Origin of the sequence: Agromyces italicus DSM 16388, from assembly GCF_000421545.1 — a bacterium.
Lineage (GTDB): Bacteria > Actinomycetota > Actinomycetes > Actinomycetales > Microbacteriaceae > Agromyces > Agromyces italicus.
Genome location: NZ_ATXF01000007.1, coordinates 243561 through 264753, shown reverse-complemented (window position 1 = coordinate 264753; position 21193 = coordinate 243561). Strand labels below are relative to the sequence as shown.

Genomic DNA, 21193 nt, shown 5'->3' with positions numbered 1-21193 from the left:
AGTCCGATGACCGCCCGGCCGCCGCGAACGCGACCGCCGGGCTGTCAGACTTGCAGCATGCCCCCGGACGCCTCGCCCCACCCCCGGCGCCTCCGGCCCGGGCAGCGCGTCGGCACCGTCACCCGCGGCACCACGAACACCAACCGGTTGCGCCGCGTCGACCGGTGGATCGCCGCGCAGCCCGCGCTGCTGCACGCACCCGACCCCTTCGTGGTCGACCTCGGCTACGGCGCGAGCGGGGTCACGACGCTCGAACTCGCGTCGCGCCTCGCTCACGTGCGCCCCGACGTCGACGTGCTCGGCCTCGAGATCGAACCCGAGCGGGTGCGCGTCGCGCGCGAGCAGCTCGCGGCGGTGCGGACGGGCGAAGCGCACTTCAGCGCCTCGCTCGCGGTCGACTTCGCGATCGGCGGCTTCGAGGTGCCGGCGCCGGGCGGTCGCCGCCCCTCGGTCATCCGCGCCTTCAACGTGCTGCGCCAGTACGACGAGGGCGAGGTCGCCGCCGCGTGGGGCCTGATGCGATCGCGGCTCGCGCCCGGCGGGCTGCTCGTCGAGGGCACCTCCGACGAACTCGGCCGGGTGTCGAGCTGGGTCGGGCTCGCGGCATCCGGACCGCGGACCTTCACCGTGAGCCTTCGCCGTTCGGGTCTCGAACTGCCCTCGATCGTCGCCGAGCGCCTGCCGAAGGCGCTCATCCACCGCAATGTGCCCGGCGAGCGGATCCACCGCCTGCTCGTCGACCTCGACCTGGCGTGGCGGACCCACGCGGCGATGGCCGTCTACGGCCCGTCTCAGCGTTGGATCGCGGCCGTCACGACGCTGCGCCACGAGGGCTGGCCGATCATCGGCGGGCCGCGACGCGCGCGGCTCGGCGAGCTCACTGTGCCGTGGTCGGCGGTCGCTCCGCTCGACTGAGTCGCACGCTGGGCAACGGTCAGGGCTTGCGCACCCCGAGGCGTGGCAGGCGTGGCACCTCGACGGCGGCCCCGGCGCCCGCGGGCACGATCTCGACCTGGGCTGCGGCGATGTCGATGCCGTGGCTCGGCACGATGAGGGGGAGCTCGGCGGGCACGGCGCGCTTCACCACGGCGAGCGCGATGGGCCCGAGCTCGTGATGCATGGCGCTCGACGTGATGCGGCCGACGACCTTGCGCTCGGGCGCTTCACCCTCGACCGGCTCGGGGCGCACCTTCTCGCCGACGACCTCGTCACCGGGGGCGGGCAGCACGGTGTCGCTGCCGTCGAGGTGCAGCAGCACGAGCCGCCTCGGCGGACGGCCGAGGTTCAGCACCTTCGCCACCGTCTCCTGGCCTTTGTAGCAGCCCTTGCCGAGGTCGACGGCGCTGCGCAGCCAGTCGAGCTCGTGCGGGATCGTCTTCTCGTCGACCTCGCTCGCGAGCCGCGGTCGCCATGCGGCGATGCGCAGCGCATCGAGCGCGAGCGCCCCTGCCGCCGCGACGCGCCCGGCCGCGACGGCGGCCGCGGCTTCGGCGAGCGCCGAGCGCGGCACGATGCGTTCGACGAGGCGCCAGTCGGATGCCGGGTGGCCGGCCAGGGCGGCGTACTGGTGCCCACCGGGCCGGGGTGCGGCCCACGGGTCGACCCAGTCGAGCGCGACACCGGCGGGCGCGTACGCGGCGGCGGCGTCGTCGAGCGCGGACTGCGACATCGCGGCGAGCACCGCCGTCTCGGCGCTGCGGTCGGCCACCTCGACCCGCAGCATGAATCGCATGCGGTCGAGCCAGGCCGCGAGCGGCGCGGCCTCGTCGCCCTCGACGACGAGCCAGACGCTCTCGCCGTCGTCGACGGCGTGCACGGCATGCTCGATGTGCCCGGCCGCGTCGAGGAGCAGCGCCTCGATGCCCTCGCCCGGTGCGAGCCGGTCGAAGGACTGGCTCGCCATCGAGTGCAGCCAGCTCAGCCGGTCGGGGCCGGTCACGCTGACGACGCCGCGGTCGGAGAGGTCGACGATCGCCTCGCCCCGCTCGAGGCGACGCTGCTCGACCATGGGGTTGCCGTAGTGGCCCGCGACGGCGGCCGACGACTCCGACGGCACGGCACCGGGGAGCGTGAGGAACGGCGAAGCGGTCATCAGTCGACCTTGCCGAGACGCGCCGAGGCGTGGGTGCGCAGATCTTGGCCGAGCGCGGCGATGTCCCATGCCCAGAGCAGGTGGCCCTCGACGAGGCCGTAGAGCCGGGTGGCGGCCGAGTACGGCTTCGCGCCGGCGGCACGCATGACCGCGTCGGTCGCGAGGTCGATGCGGGGCCCCTTCACCTGGCCGAGATACAACTCGCTGACACCTCCGGGGTGCACGATCGACACCTCGAGGTCGAACCCGCCGTCATCGTTGCGCAGCGCTTCGACCGCCTCGGCATCGGGGAAGCGCGGTTCGCCGACCGCGGGCAGCAGTGCCGGCCCGGGGTCGCCCTCGCCCTGCTCTCGGACGAGGCGCCAGTAGCCCGTCTCGGTTGCGAGCGGCGTGGGTTCGCCCCCCTCTTCGTCGGGGAAGAGCCAGGTGTAGGACGTGTAGTTCAGGTGAGGCAGCCCGTCATGGCTGAAGCTCACCCGCTGGCCGAACTCGCGCGTCACCGAATCGTCGCCGACGGCGTAGTCGATCACCCCCGAACCCTCCCAGACTCCGAGGAGCCAGGAGAGCGGGACGAGCTCGGCCGGGAGGTCGACGGGCAGCTCGATCATCGCCACGACGTCACCGGCGCCTAGCGCTGACCCTTGAAGAGCTTGTAGACGACGACCCCGCTGACCCACGCGATCGCGAGGCTCGCGAGGCCGAGCAGGCCGATGAAGAGGAGTTCGAGGGCGAGCAGCTCAGACATACTGGGAGTCTATCCGGTGGTCACGTGGCGCGGGCCCGCATCAGGCCGTCGCGAGCGGCGCGAGCAGCACGGCTGCGAGCGCGACCACGACCACGGCCCCGCCGATCGACGCGGAGACCCGCCCGACGAAGCCCTCGGGTCGCCGTGTGGCCAGCTGCACCACGAGCGTGCCGATCACCGCGGCGGCGAGGACGACGCCGAGCGCCCCGTAGAGACCGAGCCACGAGTCATCCCCGAACCAGGCATCCTGCCCGGAGAGGGCGAGGCCGCCGACGATCGCGCACCCCGCGATCGCGACCACCCAGATGAGCACGACGCTCGCCCACCCGAAGCGCGTCTCGGACTGCTCGACCATGTCTCCCCGTTCGTGTCGCGGGTCGGCGTCGGCCGTCCCGTAGTATTGACCGCACCTTACTACTGGAGGGTGTGGCGTGGCGCAGCTGCTGATCTTGACGCCGACGGCCAACGACGACGTTCTCCCGGCGCTCGCACTGCTGACCCATCGGGTCAGGGTGATCCCGGCGTCGCCCGAGCAACTCGTGCGGGCACCCGACGCCGACCTCGTGCTGCTCGACGCGCGCACCAACCTCGCGGGCACCAAGGCGCTCGCCCAGATCCTGAAGACCACGGGGCTCTCGGCCCCGCTCCTGCTCGTCGTCACGGAGGGCGGCCTCGCGGCCGTCACGCCCGACTGGGGCGTCGACGACGTCGTGCTCGACGGAGCCGGTCCCGCCGAGATCGACGCCCGCATCCGCCTCGCGATCGGGCGCGCGCAGAGCTCGCAACCGAGCGAACGCATCCAGACCTCCGGGGTCGTCATCGACGAGGCGAGCTACTCGGCCAAGGTGCACGGCAAGCCCCTCGACCTCACCTACAAGGAGTTCGAGCTGCTGCGCTTCCTCGCGGCGCATCCGTCTCGCGTCTTCACCCGCGAGCAGCTGCTCAGCGAAGTGTGGGGTTACGACTACTTCGGCGGCACCCGCACGGTCGACGTGCACGTGCGACGGCTGCGTGCGAAGCTCGGCGACCTCGAGTCGCTCATCGGCACCGTGCGCAACGTCGGCTACCGCTTCAACGTCCACGAAGACGACGAAGGCGCGGGCGCAGCCCCCGTCGCCGCCCGCTGACCGGGCCCTCATCGGCCCGCTTCGGGCCGCGAGACGTGATGAGCGTGGGTGTGGAGTTCGGCGTTCTGTGGCGGCGATCTCGATCGGCGTGCGTCGCGAGCGCTGAGGTCACCCTCGGTGGCGCCATCGGTTGATCCCGACGGCGATGAACGTGACGGCGACGCCGAGGAGCAGGAGAGGAGCTTCGAAGGCGAGGGCCGCCGATGCGCCGGCCAACGCCGCGAGGAGTATGCCATCCAGCGCCCAGGCTATCCGTGCAGCCGCGCCGAGGTCACCCATCGGCGTGGGAATCGGGGTGAGCAGCGCGGGCGGGAGCGGACCTTTGAGTGCGTTGTCGACACGTGCGAAAAGGGCGAGCAACCCGAGCACGAACGCGCTGACCAGCGGCGCGGCGGCCGCGGTGCCGGTCAGGATCGAGCACACCATGACCGCCGCGAGCAACACGAGCACGACGGCGGCGAGCGGGAAGAGTGCGTGGTTGGCGAGCAGTCGTTCGTCGCTGATCCCATAGAGGGGGAAGTCCCCGGCAACGCTCGCGGCGTGCCGTATGCCGTCGGTGAGCGGGCCGATGCCTGCGAAGACCATCAGCCCTGCGGCGGCTCCGAGCAGCCAGCCGGGTGCGGCTGGCGCGAACGCGAGCGTGATCAGCACCCCGCTTGCGGCGAGGGCGACGACGCCGACGATGAGACGGCCCGGTGTGCGGGTTGCGCCGATCGCGTCACGGATCAAGAACGTCCACGCCAGGCGATTCCTCGGGCGGACCGCGAGGGCGCGGCGACCGGTATGCGCGCGCCCTCGATAAAGAGCGGCTGCCGTGTCGAAGTCCATGCCCATTGCCAGAGCGGTCGCCGAGTCCCAGCGCGCGGCCTGCGCTGCCAACGCGGTGAGGCCAAGCCGGTTCATCAGCATCGGCACCGCAGCCACGAGCGAAGCCGTCAGAGCGGCCAGCGCGACCAGCGCGACCGGGGTGTGCGACGCACTGCTCGCGGGGTACGCGAGGCCGACCCAGCCCCAGGGGGTGAATGGCTGCGCGGCAGGGATGGCGGCGATGGTCGCCCCCAGCCCCAGGACACCGACCGCCACCGGCACCGCGGCGCGTGGGAACGCCTGCCCGGCCAGCCACGTCACGGTCGCGAGAACTCCGACGAGGGCACCGACCGCCGTGAAGCTCGCGGCACTGAACGGGTCCGCCAGGCCATGGCTCATCAGGCTGCCGGCGACCAGGCCGGCGACGAGTGTGGTCGTCGCGGTCACCCGCACGCCGGCGCGCAGCAAGGGGCCGCGGAACGTGTCCGAACGGGGCAGATCGCTGGCGGCGAGGGCGTGGGTCAGGAACGGTGGATGCAGTGCCGGGCCACGGTCACGGCCCAGCACCAGGCCACCCGCCCACAGGCCCGCGACGACGAGCATCGTCACCTCCGGGGCAGCAGGCGATGCCAACAGGGCGAGACCTTCCGCGCTGGTCGCGCTCAGCCACACCGCGCGAGCGAGGGGTGCCACGGTGACCAAGGCGACCATGTGAACCAGGTAGACCAGGAACCAGCGGTCACCGACCGTGCGGACGTTGCGCGCACGCCAGATCCCGATCGCCGCACCAGAGGCGGTGCTCACGCAGCATCCAACCGGAGCGTGTGATCAGCCAACCGGTCCGCGAGCAGCGGACTGTGCGTGGCGACCACGAGCGTCGCGCCGCCATCGCGCCGCGCACGCAACACACGGATCACCGACTCGACGTGCTCCGGGTCCAGCCGCTGTTCCGGTTCATCGAGGATCAACACCTCGAACGGACGGGCCAGCACCAGGGCGAGACCGAACAATTGCATCTGCCCGGAGGACAGTTCGTGGGGGAACCGTCCGTGCAGCGCATCCAGCCCCAATTCCGAAAGCACGCCACGCGCGAGCTCCGCGGCCGCGGCCTGGTCATCCGTCCACGTCGTTGCGACCAACAGGACGTGATCGAACACCGTGAGGTCAGAGGCCATCGGCGGCAGGCCGATCATCGCGGCGACCCGTCGCCGGAAACCACGGTCACGCTCGACCGCGCCGGCGCCGCCGATCCGCACCGTCCCGCTCGACGGCTTCCGGGCACCGGCCAGCACGCGCAGCAACGTCGACTTGCCCGTCCCGTTCCGACCGCGCACGATCAGTACCTCGCCGCGCTGCACCATTGTCGAGATCGGGGCCAGCAGCGTCACGTCGCCCGCGATCACAGCCACCTCGTCCACCTCGATCATCCGACCATCCTCGCAGGTCGTGGAATCGCGCCGGGCTCGAACTCGCGCCCGACCCATCGGTGGCGTGCCGAGGCCTCGTGCCTGCCCTTCGGAGCGCCGAATTCCGCAGAGCGCGGGCGCAGCCCCGTCACCGCCCGTTCACCGTGCCCTCATCGGCCCGTTTCGGCCTGCATGCCATGATGTCAAGATGAGCCCCGACAGCATCCTCGAGGACGACCGCACCTCCGACCGGACGGCGAGCGACTTCGACGACGACTTCGAGCCCTTCGACATCGAAGGCGCCCCCGAGCTGCCGGCCGAGCGCTACCTCGACCGCGAGCTCAGCTGGCTCGCGTTCAATCAGCGGGTACTCGAACTCGCCGAGGACGAGACCCTGCCGGTGCTCGAGCGGGCCAACTTCCTCGCGATCTTCGCGTCGAACCTCGACGAGTTCTTCATGGTGCGGGTGGCGGGCCTCAAGCGCCGCATCGTCACGGGGCTCGCGGTGCCGACCAACATCGGCCGGGCTCCCGCCGACGTGCTGAGCGACATCTCGAAGCAGGCGCACGAGCTGCAGGAGCGGCATGCGGCCGCGTACCAGTCCCTCGTGAAGCCCGCCCTCGCCGCGGCCGGAATCCGCATCGCCTCGTGGGCCGAGCTCGGCGACGAGGAGCGCGCCCATCTGCACGACGTCTTCTCGAAGCAGATCTTCCCGGTGCTCATGCCGCTCGCCGTCGACCCGGCGCATCCGTTCCCGTACATCTCCGGCCTCTCGTTGAACCTCTCGGTGCGCGTGCGCAACAGCCGCACCGGCCGGCAGGAGTTCGCGCGCGTGAAGGTGCCGCAGATGCTGCCGCGCTTCGTGCGCGTCGACCCCGGCGAATCGATCGAGCGCGCCAGGTACCTCACCCTCGAGGAGCTCATCGCGAACCACCTCGGCGACCTCTTCCCCGGCATGGAGATCGTGGAGCATCACGTCTTCCGCGTCACCCGCAACGAGGACGTCGAGATCGAGGAGGACGAGACCGAGAACCTCATCAAAGCGCTCGAGAAGGAGCTGCTGCGGCGCCGATTCGGACCGCCCATCCGCCTCGAGGTCACCGACGACATGGACGAGGTGACGCTCGGCCTCCTCGTCCGCGAACTGGATGTCACGGACCAGGAGGTGTACCGCCTGCCCGCGCCGCTCGACCTCGGCGGCCTCTTCGACCTCTCGCGCCTCGACCGGCCAGAACTGCACTACCCGACGCACGTGCCGACGACGGCCGTGCAGCTGCAGCCGACCGAGTCGAACCTGCGGGCCGACGTCTTCAAGGCGATCTCCCGCCAGGACGTGCTGCTGCACCACCCGTACGAGTCGTTCGCGACGAGCGTGCAGGCGTTCCTCGAGCAGGCGGCGGCCGACCCCGACGTCCTCGCCATCAAGCAGACCCTGTACCGCACCTCGGGCGACAGCCCCATCGTCGAGGCGCTCATCGACGCGGCCGAGTCGGGCAAGCAGGTGCTCGCCCTCGTCGAGATCAAGGCCCGCTTCGACGAGCAGGCGAACATCACGTGGGCGCGCAAGCTCGAGAAGGCGGGTGTGCACGTCGTCTACGGCCTCGTCGGTCTGAAGACGCACTGCAAGCTCGCGCTCGTGATCCGCCAGGAGAAGGGCGTGCTGCGCCACTACAGCCACATCGGCACGGGCAACTACAACCCGAAGACCAGCCGCATCTACGAAGACCTGGGCCTCCTCACCGCCGACGACCAGGTCGGCAAAGACCTGACCCGCCTCTTCAACGAACTGTCGGGCTACGCGATCGAGAAGAAGTTCAAGCGGCTCCTCGTCGCACCGCTGCACCTGCGCAAGGGGCTCCTGAAGCTCATCGCGACCGAGATCCGCAACGCGGAGGAAGGTCGGCCCAGCGGCATCCGCATCAAGGTGAACTCGATGGTCGACGAGGCCATCATCGACGCGCTCTACCGCGCCTCGAACGCGGGGGTGCCCGTCGAGGTGTGGGTGCGCGGCATCTGCAGCCTGCGGCCCGGCATCCCCGGGCTCAGCGAGAACATCCGGGTGCGCTCGATCCTCGGACGCTACCTCGAGCACTCGCGGCTCTTCTGCTTCGAGAACGACGGCGATCCGCAGGTCTTCATCGGCTCGGCCGACATGATGCACCGCAACCTCGACCGCCGCGTGGAGGCGCTCGTGCGCCTCACCGACCCGATGCACCTCGCCGAGGTGCAGGGGCTCTTCGACCGGGCGATGGACGAGTCGACGAGCTCGTGGCACCTCGACGGCGAGGGTGTCTGGACCCGCCGTTCGACCGACGATTCGGGGCAGCCGCTCTCCGACCTGCAGAACCAGCTCATGGCCGAGGTCGCCCGGCGCACGAGATCGGCCCAGCGTCCGCGAACGGGGCAACGCCGGTGACGACGGCCGTCTACGCCGCCGGCGCCGTGTGCTGGCGCAACATCGACGGCAGACTGCACGTGCTCGTCATCCACCGCACGGTCTACGGTGACGTCACGATCCCGAAGGGCAAGGTCGACCCCGGCGAGTCGCTGCCGCAGACCGCGGTGCGTGAGATCGCCGAGGAGACGGGGCTCGAGGTCGCCCTCGGCGTGCCGCTCGGCGTCTCACGCTATCCGCTGCCGAGCGGGCGCGAGAAGATCGTGCACTACTGGGCGGCCGAGGTGAGCGACAAGGCGGTGCAGCGCTCGACGTTCAAGCCGAACGCCGAGGTCGCGGCGCTCGAGTGGGTGACGCCCAAGCGCGCCCGCGGGTACCTCAGCTACCAGCCCGACGTCGAGATCCTCGACAACTTCATGGCGCTCGTCGAGCAGGGCGTCACCCGCACGTTCAGCCTCACCGTGCTCCGCCACGGCAAGGCCGTCGGCCGCAGCGGGTTCGACGGGCCGGATGCCTCGCGCCCGCTCTCGGCCCGCGGCGTCGACCAGGCGGCGGGGCTCGTCGGCACGCTCACCGCCTGGGGGCCGAAGCGCATCGTGTCGAGCCCCGCGGTGCGGTGCATCACGACCGTGACGCCGCTCGCCGCCGCGACCGGGATCGAGATCAAGCGCGACGCCGGAATCAGCGAGGATGCGTGGCGGGCCGGCGACGGCGAGGTGCGCCGGGTCGTCGGCAAGCGCGTGCGCTCGGGCCGGTCGGCCGTGATCTGCAGCCACGGACCGCTGCTGCCCGACCTCCTCACGGAGTTGGCGCTCGCGACGGCCACCCCGCTCGGCACCTACGTCGGCGACGCCGCCGAACTCGAGCCGGGCGCGTTCAGCGTCGTGCATCTCTCGGCGACGAACCAGGGTTCGGGCATCATCTCGATCGAGACGCACCCGCCGCGCGCCTGACCGGCACAGCGGGTCGAGGAGGGAGCGAAGCGACCGTCTCGAAACCACGCCAGGGTGCATCAAGGGTTTCGAGACGTCGCTTCGCTCCTCCTCAACCCGCCAAGATCCGTTCACCTCCCGTTTACCGAGGTGGCGGATGCTCGTAAGGCGCGCTCGTTAGCGTCGCAGGCGGGTCGGCACCGGCCCACAACTCCTGCAAACGATCCCCGGAAGGGAAATCACGTGAACCTCAAGCGTTTCGGCGTGCCAGCAGCCGTCGCCGTCACCGCGGCGCTCGCGCTCAGCTCCTGTGCTTCGAACGAAGGCGGCGCCGCCCCCGAGGAGTCGGCCTCGACCCTCGCGGGCAACCTGGTCGGCGCGGGCGCCTCGTCGCAGGACGCGGCCCAGCAGTCGTGGATCGCCGGTTTCCAGACCGCGAACCCCGACGTCACGATCGACTACGACCCCTCGGGTTCGGGCGCCGGCCGCGAGACCTTCCTCTCGGGCGCGAGCGACTTCGCCGGTTCCGACCGCGCGTTCAAGGACGAGGAGCTCGCCGCGGGCGGCTTCCAGAAGTGCGCACCCGACTCGACCATCGTCGAGCTCCCCCTCTACATCTCGCCGATCGCGGTCATCTTCAACCTCGAGGGCGTCGACTCGCTCGACCTCGACGCGGCGACCGTCGCCGGCATCTTCGCCGGCACGATCACCAAGTGGAACGACCCGGCGATCGCCGCGACGAACGAGGGCGTCGAGCTGCCCGACCTCGCCATCACCCCGGTGCACCGCTCCGACGACTCGGGCACGACCGAGAACTTCACCGAATACCTCGGTGCGGCCTCGGGCGGCGTCTGGTCGTGGGAGGCCGACGGCGTGTGGCCGTTCGACGGCGGCGAAGCCGCACAGGGCACCTCGGGCCTCGTCGACGCCGTGACCAACGGCAACGGCACCATCGGCTACGCCGACGCCTCGCGCGCCGGCGACCTCGGCACCGTGGCGATCAAGGTCGGCGACGAGTTCGTGCCGTACTCGCCCGAGGCCGCCGCCGCGATCGTCGACGCCTCGCCGTTCGCCGAGGGCCGGGCCGACGGCGACCTCGCGATCGAGATCGACCGCACCTCGGAGGAGGCGGGGGTCTACCCGATCGTCCTCGTCAGCTACCTGATCGCCTGCGGCGAGTACGCCGAGACCGACCACGTCGAGCTCGTGAAGTCGTATCTCTCGTACCTCGCGAGCGTCGAGGGCCAGGAGACGGCGGCCACCGACGCCGGCTCGGCGCCGATCTCCGACTCGCTCCGCGAGAAGGTCACCGCTGCGATCGACTCGATCAAGTAGTAGCTTCGTGCCCGACCCCCGAATTCCGCGAGGAGCGACGGGGTCGGGCACAGCCGCGTCCTCCGGTTCGTCCGGGTGACGTACCGAAGAACCGCAACCCGACCCCCAGGATCGCACCAGATGACCTCCGCACCAGCCCCGATCAAGGCGAAGCTCCGCGTCGGCGACCTCGTCTTCTCGCGTTCGGCGGTCTTCGCCGGCTCGATGATCCTCGTGACGCTCGCCGCCGTCGCGGTCTTCCTGATCGTCCAGTCCATCCCCGCGCTCTCCGCCACGAAGGACGACGCGTCGATCCTCGACACGAACTTCTGGGCGTACGTCGGGCCGCTCGTCTTCGGCACCGTCTGGGCGGCGGCGCTCGCCCTCGTCATCGCCCTGCCGGTCTCGATCGGCATCGCGCTCTTCATCTCGCACTACGCGCCGCGCCGACTCGCCTCCGTGCTCGGCTACGTGGTCGACCTGCTCGCCGCCGTGCCCTCCGTCGTCTTCGGCCTCTGGGGCATCGGGGTGCTCGCGCCGGCCGTCGTGCCGGTCTACACCTGGCTCAATGAGCACCTCGGCTGGATCCCGCTTTTCAGCGGCACCGTCTCGGCCACCGGCCGCACCATCCTCACCGCAGCACTCGTCCTCGCCGTCATGGTCCTCCCGATCATGACCGCGATCTGCCGCGAGGTGTTCCTCCAGACGCCGGTCCTCCACGAGGAGGCGGCGCTCGCGCTCGGCGCGACCCGCTGGGAGATGATCCGGGTCGCCGTGCTGCCGTTCGGCCGCTCGGGCATCATCTCGGCCTCGGTGCTCGGCCTCGGCCGCGCGCTCGGCGAGACGATGGCCGTCGCGATGGTGCTCTCGGCCGCGCACGTAGTGACCTTCGACCTGCTCACCTCGGTCAACCCCACGACCATCGCCGCGAACATCGCGCTGAGCTTCCCCGAGGCCTACGCCCTCAACGTGAACGTGCTCATCGCGACCGGCCTCATCCTCTTCGTCGTGACCTTCGCGGTCAACGCCTTCGCGCGCTGGATCATCAGTCGCCGCAAGGAATTCTCGGGAGCGAACTGATGACCTTGCAGACCATGAACCCCTCGCCCGAGACGGGCACCCCGATCGCGAACTCGCTCACGGCCGGCCGTCTGCCCTCATCCGCACCCTGGGTCATCCTCGGTACCGCGGTCGCGGTCGCGGCCGCCGTCTTCGGCGTGGTCGCGATCGGCTCGGGCTCGGGCTTCGACTGGGGCGGTGCACTCGTCGTGGGCGCCCTGCTCTACATCCCCTCGATCTGGCTCTTCTCGCGCCTCGTCGAGGGCGCCCGCCGTGCGACCGACCGTCTCGTGACGGCGCTCGTGACGGGTGCGTTCCTCCTCGCGATGATCCCGCTCGTCTCGCTGACGATCACCGTCGTGACCTTCGGCCTCGCGCGCTTCGACGCCGACTTCTTCTCGATGTCGATGCGCAACGTCACCGGCGAGGGCGGTGGCGCGCTGCACGCCATCGTCGGCACCCTGCTGATGACGGGTGCCGCGGCGATCATCTCGATCCCGATCGGGCTGATGACCTCGATCTACCTCGTGGAGTACGGCCGCGGCAAGCTCGCGCGCGGGGTGACCTTCCTCGTCGACGTCATGACCGGCATCCCGTCGATCGTGGCCGGGCTCTTCGCCTACTCGCTCTTCGCGATCTTCTGGGGCCCGGGCACCCGCACCGGCATCGCCGGCGCCGTCGCGCTCTCGCTCCTCATGATCCCGGTCGTGGTCCGCTCGAGCGAGGAGATGCTGCGACTCGTGCCGAACGAGCTCCGCGAAGCGGCCTACGCACTCGGCGTGCCGAAGTGGCTGACGATCGTGAAGGTCGTGCTGCCCACCTCGATCGCGGGCATCACCACCGGCATCATGCTCTCGATCGCCCGGGTCATCGGCGAGACGGCCCCGCTCCTCATCGCCGCGGGATTCACCGCGAGCATGAACTACAACCTCTTCGACGGGCGCATGCAGTCGCTGCCGGTGTTCGTCTACACGCAGTACGCGAACCAGGGCAATCCGGCCGAGGCGTTCCTCGACCGCGCCTGGGCCGCCGCCCTCACCCTCATCCTCATCGTCATGGCGCTGAACCTCATCGCGAGGCTCGTCGCCCGTCTGTTCGCGCCGAAGCTCGGCCGCTGAGCCCGTCGACCGAAAGCAAGAAGGAAACCTCGTGTCCAAGCGCATCGAAGTCCGCGACCTCAACGTCTACTACAGCAAGTTCCTCGCCGTCGAGGGCGTCACCCTCGAGATCGAACCCCGCAGCGTCACCGCGTTCATCGGACCGTCGGGCTGCGGCAAGTCGACCTTCCTCCGCACCCTGAACCGCATGCACGAGGTCATCCCCGGCGCACGCGTCGAGGGCGAGGTGCTCATCGACGGCAACAATCTCTACGACCCCGCGGTCGACCCGGTGCTCGTGCGCCGTCAGGTCGGCATGGTGTTCCAGCGGCCGAACCCCTTCCCGACGATGTCGATCAAGGAGAACGTGCTCGCGGGCGTGAAGCTCAACAACAAGCGCATCTCGAAGTCCGACGCCGACGATCTCGTCGAGCGCTCGCTGCGCGGCGCGAACCTCTGGAACGAGGTGAAGGACCGCCTCGACCGCCCCGGATCGGGCCTCTCGGGCGGCCAGCAGCAGCGTCTCTGCATCGCGCGCGCCATCGCGGTCTCCCCCGAGGTGATCCTGATGGACGAGCCCTGCTCGGCCCTCGACCCGATCTCGACGCTCGCGATCGAGGACCTCATCGAGGAGCTCAAGCAGCAGTACACGATCGTGATCGTGACCCACAACATGCAGCAGGCGTCGCGCGTCAGCGACCGCACCGCGTTCTTCAACATCGCGGGCACCGGCAAGCCGGGCAAGCTCATCGAGTACGCCGACACGACGACGATCTTCTCGAACCCCTCCGTGCAGGCGACCGAGGACTACGTGTCGGGGCGCTTCGGGTGATCTGAACCACGAACCGCGGATGCCACGGAGCGACCTCGCTCCGTGGCATCCCCGATCTCGGGGTCGTGGTCTCGCGGTCGTGTCCTCGAGACGCGACCGCGCGACGCTACACGACCGCCGCGACGGTCACTGCAGCTCCCACGGGCCCCACGCGGAGGCGCCCGGCTCGTCGCCCTGCGTCCACCACTTGGCCCGGTAGCTCGCGCCCTCGTGGCTCACAACCTGGCCGCCGGTGTAGGCGGTCGTCGCGTTCCACGCGGGCGCGGTCTCGCCGCCACCGTCACCGCCGTCACCGCCATCACCTCCGCCGGGCTCGCAGGCGCCGACGAGCTTCCAGGCGGAGTCGGATCCGGGAACGCCGCCCTGGGTCCACCACTGCGCGGTGTACTCCGATCCCTCGTGCGAGACCTTCGCACCGCCCGTGTAGACCGCGGTCGAGTTCCACGCGGGTGCGGTGCAGGCACCGTCACCGCCGCCGTCGCCGCCGCCGCCGTCGCCGCCGCCGCCGCCGTCGTAGACCGGATCGGTCGCCGGGCCCGTCGCCGAGGCACGCAGCTTGTCGGCGAGGGTGCCGATCAGTTCGCCGTTGCGGTCGCCGTCGAGTTCCCACCACATGCCGCCGCCGAGGCCGAGTTCTGCGATGTACTGACCCTTGCGGGTCGTCGACTGCGCGTTGTCGTAGCTCCACCACTGGTTGCCGTCGTAACGCCATGCCGCGCCGATCGCCGGGTCGTAGTACTCGGTGCCGAGGGTCTTCAGCTTGTCGTAGTCCTCGTTGCCCTTCTCCCAGGTACCCGGGCCGGCCGCCGTCGCCGGGCCCCACGCGTCCGCCGAGGTGGCGCCCTGCCAGCCACGGCCGTACGCGGCGAGGCCGATGCCGAGCTGCTTCGGCGAGATGCCGGTCTTCAGGTACTCCTTGACGGCCTTGTCGACGCTGAAGCGCTGGTGCGCCGCACGCGTGTCGGCGGGGTCGTCGAAGAGGTTCGCCTGGTGGCCGGTCAGCGTCGGGTTCCAGGCCCCGTGCAGGTCGTAGCCCTGCACGTTGCCGAAATCGAGGTACTTGAAGTTCTCGGGGTCGTTCCACCCGCCGGCCGCGATGTCGGCCGGGTTCGCCGGAAGGAACGCCGAGAGCTGGTACGGGTGCCCGTTCTCGGCGGTGAGGGCGTCGATCTGCGTGCGGAACTCCTTCAGCAGCGCGGTGAAGTTCGCCTTGTCGTTCACCTCGTCGACGTGGTTGCCGACCTCGCCGTTCTGCGAACCGGGCCACTCCCAGTCGATGTCGATGCCGTCGAAGACGCCGGCCGCCGCACCGGGCCCACCGCGGCCGTCGATGACGGGCAGGTTGCCGCGCAGGTAGAGGTCGACGCAGCTCTTCACGAACTTCTTGCGCGAGGCATCCGTCGCGGCGGCCTTCGAGAAGTTCTTCGACCAGGTCCAGCCGCCGAGCGAGATCATGACCTTGAGGTTCGGGTTCTTCGCCTTGAGCTGCTTCATCTGGTTGAACGAACCGGCCAGCGGCTGGTCCCAGGTGTCGGCTGTGCCCGCCACGGAGTTCGCCGCGGTGTAGCCCATGCCGAAGTCGGCCCAGGCGTCGCCGGCCCCGTCGGAGCCGTTCGGCCCGGTGCCCTGCGCCTTGTTCGCGATGAAGCACTCGAGCGTCTGGTAGTTGATGTTGCCGAACGCGTAGTTGATGTGGGTGAGGTCGGCCGCAGTGCCCGAGGTCTGCAACTGCTTGGCTTTGAAGTCGCGGCCGTAGACGCCCCACTGGGCGAAGTAGCCGACGTTGCGGTAGCCGTTGACGGCGCTCGGCGTCTGTTCGGCCGCGACGGCCGGCGCAGCGCCGACCGCCGCGAGGCCTGCGACCATCGCACCGGTCGCGAGGGCGGCGAGCGCCGCGCGCACACCGCGCCCCGGAGTTCTCTGATTCTTCATGGCGTCCTTCGGTGAAGGGGAACTGAACGGGCGCGTGCGCCCTTGGACATGCTCACGTTATGGAGAGCGGCCGCAGCTCGGCGTCCGCACGATCCACACGATCCGGAGAGCGCGTGCGGGCGTACGTAGAACTACGTACGCCCGCACCCGACTCAGCAGCCGACCGGCTGACCCCAGACGTCGTTCGTGCCGGGGGTGTTGCCCTGCGTCCACCACTTCGCGGTGTACTCGGAGCCGTTGTACGAGACCTGCTGGCCGCCGGTGTAGACCGCGGTCGCGCTCCAGGCCGCCGCGTCGCACGTGCCGGTGCCTCCACCGCCGCCCGAGCCGCCGCCCGATCCCGCAGTGGGTTCGACGACGGTCACGCCGCGCGGCAGGTCGTCGAGCGTCGCGAAGGTCTCGGAGCCGATCTTCACCCGCAGGTTCGAGATCTCGGTCATCGGCAGGCGCCACGAGAGTTTCGTGAAGACGCTGCCGCCTGCGGGGATGCCGCCCGAGGGCACCGTGATCGTGTAGGTGTGGAAGTCGCCCTTCAGACCCCCCACGTTCGATCCGGTGTGATCGCTCGACACCTTGGTGATGCCCCAGCCGTTCTGCTCCCCGAGGGCGCCGGTGTCGCTCGTCGCGGTGTCGAAGGTGATCGTCGCCCCCGCGGGGATCGCGGTCTTCGACCGGTTGGTGAAGGTGACCTTCGGGTTGATCGGGTAGTTGTTGTCACCGAGCGCGAAATCGCCGAACGACACCTGCAGGTCGATCGCCTTCGTCGGCATCGGCACGTTCGCCTTCACCGCATCGTACGGCTGGGATGCCGCGAACCGGTCGTGCAGGATCGACACGAGCGTCGAGCCCATCTCGTACTGGCCCTTCTGCGCGTCGTACTCGTAGTCGCCCGCGAGCTCCCAGATCATCGCGCCGCCGATGCCGTTGTCGGCGATGTACTCGGCCTTCGCCGTGATCGCCTGGTCGGAGTCGCCCGAGAGGAAGGTCTTCGTGGTGGAGTTCCACCACCACTCCGTCTTCGTCGTCTGGTCGAAGTGATGCGTGTAGGTGCCGTTGATCGAGGTCGGCGATCCGTAGGAGGCGGTGTAGTCGCCCACAATGCCCTTCTGAAGGTTCAGCACGTGCCAGATCGGGTTCGCACCCGCGCCGACCTCGGCGCCCGACTTGTCGAGGTCGTGCCAGAGATTGTTGATGCCGACCGCGCCGTTGCCGCACTTCGAGGTGCCGCCGTTCGACGGCCCCGTGCCCGGAGGGCATTTCGTCTGATCCGCGAGCGGAGCCTTGCCGTAGAGCCCGTCGGTGCCGCCCTGCACGCCGTCCCAGCCGCGCGTGTAGAACGGCAGGCCGACGTTGATGCGACCGGGAGGCATCGCCCCGCGGAAGTAGTGGTACGCCCAGTCGGTGTTCAGGTACCCGATGTTGCTGTAGGCGCCGTAGACGCCGCCGGCCGCGAGCTCGGGGTCCTTGCCGTCGTCGAAGAGCGGGCCGTTGCCGCCGACGTAGTCGTTCCACGCACCGTGCAGGTCGTAGCTCATGATGTTGACGTAGTCGAGGTACGGGGTCACCTGGTACATCTCGGCCCCGCGCAGCAGCCAGCCCGAGGCGGGCGCGGCGACCGTGAGCAGGTAGTGCGTGCCGTCGGCCGCGCCCGCGCGGTCGAGCTTCTCGCGGAGGGTCTTCATGAGCGACTCGTACCCGGCCCAGAGCTTCGCGCGCCTCGGCTCGGAGAAGGCGAAGTCGTCGGGGCTGCCTGCCTTGCCGTTCGAGTTCGCGTACTCGTAGTCGATGTCGACGCCGTCGAAGCCGTAGCTGCGGATGAACTCCACGGCCGAGTCGGCGAAGGCGTCGATCTTGGCCTGCGAGTCGGTCAGCGTGTAGAAGCCGCCGTCGGCGACCCGCTCGCCGTTCGCGTCGAAGTGGCCGCCGGTCTCGGCCCAGCCGCCGACCGACACGAGGGCCTTCACGCCCGGGTTCTGCTGCTTGTACTTGTTGAGCAGGTTGAAGTGCCCCTGGTACGGCAACGTCGGGTCCATCTCGGCACCGGTGACGCCCGGCCAGGTCATCTTCGTCGAGGCGTTGCCCGCGACATCCTGGTTGACCGAGACCTCGCCCCGCCCGTCGATGTGGGCGAAGGCGTAGTTGATGTGGCTGACCTTCTTCCACGGGATGTCGCTCGCGAGGTAGCGCGGCTGGCCGTTCTGGCCCGTTCGCCAGTTCGTGAAGTAGCCGATGACGCGGTGCTCGAGGTCGTTGGGCAGCTTCTCGCGCCCCTGCTCGTCGTAGATCGTGCAGTAGGGGACATCGACTCCCGGGGTCTGGTAGAGGCCGTCGGGACGGCACTTCTCGTCGGGGTTCGAAGTCCACGGGGTGCCGGGTTCGGGGGTCGGCGTCGGCGTCGGCGTCGGCGTCGGCGTCGGCGTCGGCGTCGGCTCGGGTGTGCCGGTGCCGCACGCAGCGCCCGCCGCCCAGGGCCCCGAGTCGCCCGCCCCGGGCTCGTTGTTCTGGGTCCACCACTTGGCGGTGTAGTTGATGCCGCCGTGCGAGGCGGCGGTGCCGCCCGTGTACACGGCGGTCGAGCTCCACGCCGGGGCGCACGCCTCGGCGGCGCTCGCGACCGCGGCGGGGAGGAGGCCTGCGATGAGCAGTCCGATCCCCGCGGCGGCGACGGCGGCCCTCCGGCCGCGCCCGAACTTCAGTGTTCGCATCTCGTTCCTGTCTGCCTGTGATCCGCCCGCAGTCCACGGGCAGCCCGACGCTACCGAGGAGCCGGGGCGACCGAATCCGCACATCCCCGCATACGCGGTACTACGTACGCTGCTCGCCGACGGGACGCGGATTCGGCGCTGCGTGGGCTACGTCGTGCGCGAGGGGGACAGCCCGCGCATGCGGTAGGCGAGCACCGCGAGCTCGACCCGCGAATGCACGTCGAGCTTCGTGAACACCCGGCCGAGGTGCACCTCGACGGTACGCACCGAGACGTAGAGCCGCGCAGCAGCATCGCGGTTGGACGCCCCGCCGACGACCAGCATGGCGACCTCGAGTTCGCGTTCGGTGAGCACGTCGGCCCAGACAGCGCGGCACATGACGAGTGGATCGTCGACGTCGGCCGGTTCGGCGAGTGTCGGATCGGAGGCCGCAGCAGCGGAGGCGACCGGGGCCACCGCCGCCCGCGCCGTGCCGTCGGCCGAGGGCGCCGTCACGCGCGCCGCCGCACGCCCCGATGCCGGGTCTCCGCCCGCCCCGATCATCGCGCGTTCCCCCGCCGGCGCGGCCGACGAGGCCACCGCGGCAGAGAGCACGCGCCGCTCGCCGTCGATGACCGCGAGCCACGCCCGCGCACCGGACTCGTCGAAGAGGTGTTCTGCGGTCAGCAGGTGCCGCTGCGCACGATCGAAGGCGCCCGCCTCGCCGCAGGCCCTCGCGAGCATGAGTTCGGTACGAGCGCGCTCGTAGTGCGAGCCGATCGCCCGGCTGGTCTCGAGCGCCGCGCGGTAGTCGACCTCGAAGCGGTGCCGGTCGGTGCTGCGCATGCGCCGATGGAGCTCGCCGGCGAGCCGGGCATCGAGTGGTCGCCGAACTCCGGCCTCCGGCACCGGGGCGCCGCCCGGCGACGGAGCCGATGGGCCTCCCTCCCAGCCCGCGACCGAGTCGAGCCCCGGCACGTGCAGTCCGCACCCGACCGTCTGCTCGCGTTCGGCCGCGAGTGCGACGAGCGTCGCCGCCTCCGTGTTGGCGCCTCGCAGCTGGGCGGCGACGGCGCGGTCGACGAGCTCCTCCGCCCGGATCGAGACCCTCGACGGCGGCTGCGCGGCTTCGACGGCGAGGGCGAATGCGCCGATCTCACCGGTGGTGATGATGTCGATGCGTCGCGCGAGCGTCGCGCCGAGACCTCCGAACGGCAGGGCGATGGGGAGATCGGTCGCTGCGCGGGCGAGCAGCCGCCCCGCCCGACCCACTTCGCCCGACCACAGCACGAGCAACGCGGCGGCGACGGCACGGGCGGCCCGCATGAGTGGTGCCCGCTCGTCGCCGGCCAGGCGCGGATCGCTCGAGGTGTCGCGAAGCGCGTCGAGCCAGCGTGCGGCACGCTCGGGGTGCCCGGCGAGCCCCTGTTCGATCGCAAGCGCGATCGCGCAGGCCCCGGGCGTCGCTGAGCCGTTCGGCGCACCGTTCACCACCCCTCCCTCGGCGCCCTCGGAGGACGCGACACCGTCGAGCGCACTCCCGACGCCGAACATCGCGCACCAGGCGGCGGCCGCCAGGAGCGGCGCGTCGTCGAGCCCGTGCCGCGCGGTCATCCGAGCTGCGTCGGCGAGCCGCCGCGACGCGGCCGCGGGAGCGCCGCGCTCGGCGAGCAGCCCGGCCGCCGTCGCCGAAGCACGGGCGAGATCGGACCTTCGCCGCGCGAGCGAGCCCCAGGCATCCGACGCGTCGACCGCGTCGTCGCCCGTCGCGGCGAGCCGATCGTCGAGTTCGCCGAGCGGCACGTCGCCCTCGAGCGCGGCGCGCACGATGAGGTAGTCGGCGAGCACCGAGGCGCGCTCGTCCTCGTCGCCGTGTTCGAGCACCGCGCCGAGCCAGCACCTGGCGTCGTCGACGTGCCCACCGTGCAGCGCGGAGCGGCCGGCGACACGCCACGCGTCGATCTCGGCGCGGCCCGAGGCGTGGCTCGCGGCCTCGCGGGCGACGGCGTGCGCCCACTCGGGCTCCCCGGCCGCATCGGCGGCCTCGGCGAGCTCGAGCAGCGGGGCGACCAGCGCCTCGGACCCCTCGAGCGTCGAGAGGGAACGGTGCCAGGTGGCCCGCCCGTCGTCGCCGAGCTCGGTGTAGGCCCGCGCGAGCGTCGCGTGCGCCCCGGTGCGGTCGGCGAGGCTGGCGACGGCGTGCACCCAGACCCGCGTGCGCGGGTCGGCGAAGGCGAAGTGGCCGGCGACGAGCAGCAGATGGCGGCTCACCTCGCCCGCGACGAGTGCCGACATCGGCCGGCCGGATGCCGCGAGCAGCACGTCGACCCGGTCGTCGACGCAGACCGCGGCGGTGACGAGGAGCGTGCGCTCCCACTCGGCGAGCCGCTGCACCTCGGCGCCGACCGCGGCCTCGATCGCGGGCACGAGCGGCAGCGGGTCGGGCAGCACGGCGTGGCCGAGTCGCTGCGCGGCGCGGAGCCGCCCGGTCACCTCGATGATCGCGTCGGCGTCGCCGCTGAGGGCGAGACCCAGCCGCGCGGCGACGTGCGGAGCGACGACGAGGCGGTGCCTCGCGAGCAGCTCGACCACCGCTCGCGTGTCTTCGAAGACCTCGGTCGATGAGCGATGACGCGGGGCCTGGCGGGGCCGTTCCGGTGTGGAAGCCATTGCCCCTCCGCTCACTACTTCGGTCGCGTGGGGTTATGTTAGCAACATTTACAAAGTCGGCGCGAGTGCGCGGCACGCCGAGCGCAACTCCCCCTTCGGGG

At 70.8% G+C, this 21193-nt stretch carries 16 protein-coding genes; 8 read left to right on the top strand and 8 right to left on the bottom strand.

Annotated elements, in window-relative coordinates:
- The first annotated feature begins 57 nt into the window (after positions 1-57).
- The gene (locus H516_RS19815) at positions 58-915 is read left to right on the top strand and encodes a class I SAM-dependent methyltransferase (protein WP_022889882.1); all 858 of its coding nucleotides are present in this window, start codon (positions 58-60) and stop codon (positions 913-915) included.
- A gap of 19 nt (positions 916-934) precedes the next feature.
- On the opposite strand, the gene ygfZ is transcribed toward H516_RS19815, so the two are convergent.
- The 3 genes from ygfZ to H516_RS0111585 form a co-directional block, all read right to left on the bottom strand.
- A complete protein-coding gene (ygfZ, locus tag H516_RS0111600) occupies positions 935-2092 on the bottom strand; it encodes a CAF17-like 4Fe-4S cluster assembly/insertion protein YgfZ (RefSeq protein WP_022889881.1) in 1158 nt (385 codons plus the stop codon).
- Complete coding sequence (locus tag H516_RS0111595) at positions 2092-2700, bottom strand: nitrobindin family protein (RefSeq protein WP_022889880.1); 609 nt, start codon at positions 2698-2700, stop codon at positions 2092-2094. The genes ygfZ and H516_RS0111595 overlap by 1 nt, the downstream gene beginning before the upstream one ends.
- Before the next feature lie 177 nt (positions 2701-2877).
- Entirely contained in the window at positions 2878-3192 is a 315-nt protein-coding gene (locus tag H516_RS0111585) for a hypothetical protein (RefSeq protein ID WP_022889878.1), read from the bottom strand.
- Positions 3193-3268: 76 nt separating this feature from the next.
- On the opposite strand from H516_RS0111585, the gene H516_RS0111580 reads away from it, so the two are divergent.
- A complete protein-coding gene (locus H516_RS0111580) occupies positions 3269-3964 on the top strand; it encodes a response regulator transcription factor (RefSeq protein ID WP_022889877.1) in 696 nt (231 codons plus the stop codon).
- Between the two features lie 108 nt (positions 3965-4072).
- Here the strand turns inward: H516_RS0111580 and H516_RS0111575 are convergent, their stop codons facing one another.
- Together H516_RS0111575 and H516_RS0111570 are read right to left on the bottom strand one after the other, a co-directional pair.
- The gene (locus tag H516_RS0111575; RefSeq protein ID WP_022889876.1) at positions 4073-5575 is read right to left on the bottom strand and encodes a hypothetical protein; all 1503 of its coding nucleotides are present in this window, start codon (positions 5573-5575) and stop codon (positions 4073-4075) included.
- Positions 5572-6198 (bottom strand): ABC transporter ATP-binding protein, encoded by a 627-nt coding sequence (locus tag H516_RS0111570; RefSeq protein ID WP_022889875.1) that lies wholly within the window; start codon positions 6196-6198, stop codon positions 5572-5574. The genes H516_RS0111575 and H516_RS0111570 overlap by 4 nt, the downstream gene beginning before the upstream one ends.
- A gap of 187 nt (positions 6199-6385) precedes the next feature.
- Between H516_RS0111570 and H516_RS19810 the strand changes: the two genes are divergently transcribed.
- The 6 genes from H516_RS19810 to pstB all read left to right on the top strand — a co-directional run bounded on the left by H516_RS19810 (position 6386) and on the right by pstB (position 13806).
- Positions 6386-8593 carry an RNA degradosome polyphosphate kinase gene (locus H516_RS19810; protein ID WP_022889874.1) on the top strand — a complete coding sequence of 736 codons (2208 nt, stop codon included), beginning with the start codon at positions 6386-6388 and terminating at the stop codon, positions 8591-8593.
- A complete protein-coding gene (locus H516_RS0111560) occupies positions 8590-9525 on the top strand; it encodes an NUDIX hydrolase (protein ID WP_022889873.1) in 936 nt (311 codons plus the stop codon). Before H516_RS19810 ends, H516_RS0111560 begins: the two co-directional genes overlap by 4 nt.
- Before the next feature lie 222 nt (positions 9526-9747).
- Positions 9748-10839 carry a phosphate ABC transporter substrate-binding protein PstS gene (locus tag H516_RS0111555; RefSeq protein ID WP_022889872.1) on the top strand — a complete coding sequence of 364 codons (1092 nt, stop codon included), beginning with the start codon at positions 9748-9750 and terminating at the stop codon, positions 10837-10839.
- A gap of 120 nt (positions 10840-10959) precedes the next feature.
- Positions 10960-11898 (top strand): phosphate ABC transporter permease subunit PstC, encoded by a 939-nt coding sequence (pstC, locus tag H516_RS0111550; RefSeq protein WP_022889871.1) that lies wholly within the window; start codon positions 10960-10962, stop codon positions 11896-11898.
- Positions 11898-12995 (top strand): phosphate ABC transporter permease PstA, encoded by a 1098-nt coding sequence (gene pstA, locus H516_RS0111545; RefSeq protein ID WP_022889870.1) that lies wholly within the window; start codon positions 11898-11900, stop codon positions 12993-12995. The genes pstC and pstA overlap by 1 nt, the downstream gene beginning before the upstream one ends.
- Before the next feature lie 31 nt (positions 12996-13026).
- Complete coding sequence (gene pstB, locus H516_RS0111540; protein ID WP_022889869.1) at positions 13027-13806, top strand: phosphate ABC transporter ATP-binding protein PstB; 780 nt, start codon at positions 13027-13029, stop codon at positions 13804-13806.
- Between the two features lie 126 nt (positions 13807-13932).
- On the opposite strand, the gene H516_RS19805 is transcribed toward pstB, so the two are convergent.
- The 3 genes from H516_RS19805 to H516_RS0111525 all read right to left on the bottom strand — a co-directional run bounded on the left by H516_RS19805 (position 13933) and on the right by H516_RS0111525 (position 21092).
- A complete protein-coding gene (locus tag H516_RS19805; RefSeq protein ID WP_084620658.1) occupies positions 13933-15738 on the bottom strand; it encodes a glycosyl hydrolase family 18 protein in 1806 nt (601 codons plus the stop codon).
- A 152-nt stretch (positions 15739-15890) separates the two neighbouring features.
- On the bottom strand, positions 15891-18443 hold the full coding sequence (locus H516_RS19800) for a glycosyl hydrolase family 18 protein (protein ID WP_022889867.1): 2553 nt from the start codon (positions 18441-18443) through the stop codon (positions 15891-15893).
- A 147-nt stretch (positions 18444-18590) separates the two neighbouring features.
- Positions 18591-21092 carry a helix-turn-helix transcriptional regulator gene (locus H516_RS0111525; protein ID WP_084620656.1) on the bottom strand — a complete coding sequence of 834 codons (2502 nt, stop codon included), beginning with the start codon at positions 21090-21092 and terminating at the stop codon, positions 18591-18593.
- Positions 21093-21193: the final 101 nt, after the last annotated feature.

Bases quoted from the DNA above. Each gene is read 5' to 3' on its own strand.
- H516_RS19815 (WP_022889882.1), top strand. From the start codon at position 58: ATGCCCCCGGACGCCTCGCCCCACCCCCGGCGCCTCCGGCCCGGGCAG.
- ygfZ (WP_022889881.1), bottom strand. From the start codon at position 2,092: ATGACCGCTTCGCCGTTCCTCACGCTCCCCGGTGCCGTGCCGTCGGAG.
- H516_RS0111595 (WP_022889880.1), bottom strand. From the start codon at position 2,700: ATGATCGAGCTGCCCGTCGACCTCCCGGCCGAGCTCGTCCCGCTCTCC.
- H516_RS0111585 (WP_022889878.1), bottom strand. From the start codon at position 3,192: ATGGTCGAGCAGTCCGAGACGCGCTTCGGGTGGGCGAGCGTCGTGCTC.
- H516_RS0111570 (WP_022889875.1), bottom strand. From the start codon at position 6,198: ATGATCGAGGTGGACGAGGTGGCTGTGATCGCGGGCGACGTGACGCTG.
- H516_RS19810 (WP_022889874.1), top strand. From the start codon at position 6,386: ATGAGCCCCGACAGCATCCTCGAGGACGACCGCACCTCCGACCGGACG.
- pstC (WP_022889871.1), top strand. From the start codon at position 10,960: ATGACCTCCGCACCAGCCCCGATCAAGGCGAAGCTCCGCGTCGGCGAC.
- pstA (WP_022889870.1), top strand. From the start codon at position 11,898: ATGACCTTGCAGACCATGAACCCCTCGCCCGAGACGGGCACCCCGATC.
- H516_RS19805 (WP_084620658.1), bottom strand. From the start codon at position 15,738: ATGAAGAATCAGAGAACTCCGGGGCGCGGTGTGCGCGCGGCGCTCGCC.
- H516_RS19800 (WP_022889867.1), bottom strand. From the start codon at position 18,443: ATGCGAACACTGAAGTTCGGGCGCGGCCGGAGGGCCGCCGTCGCCGCC.
- H516_RS0111525 (WP_084620656.1), bottom strand. From the start codon at position 21,092: ATGGCTTCCACACCGGAACGGCCCCGCCAGGCCCCGCGTCATCGCTCA.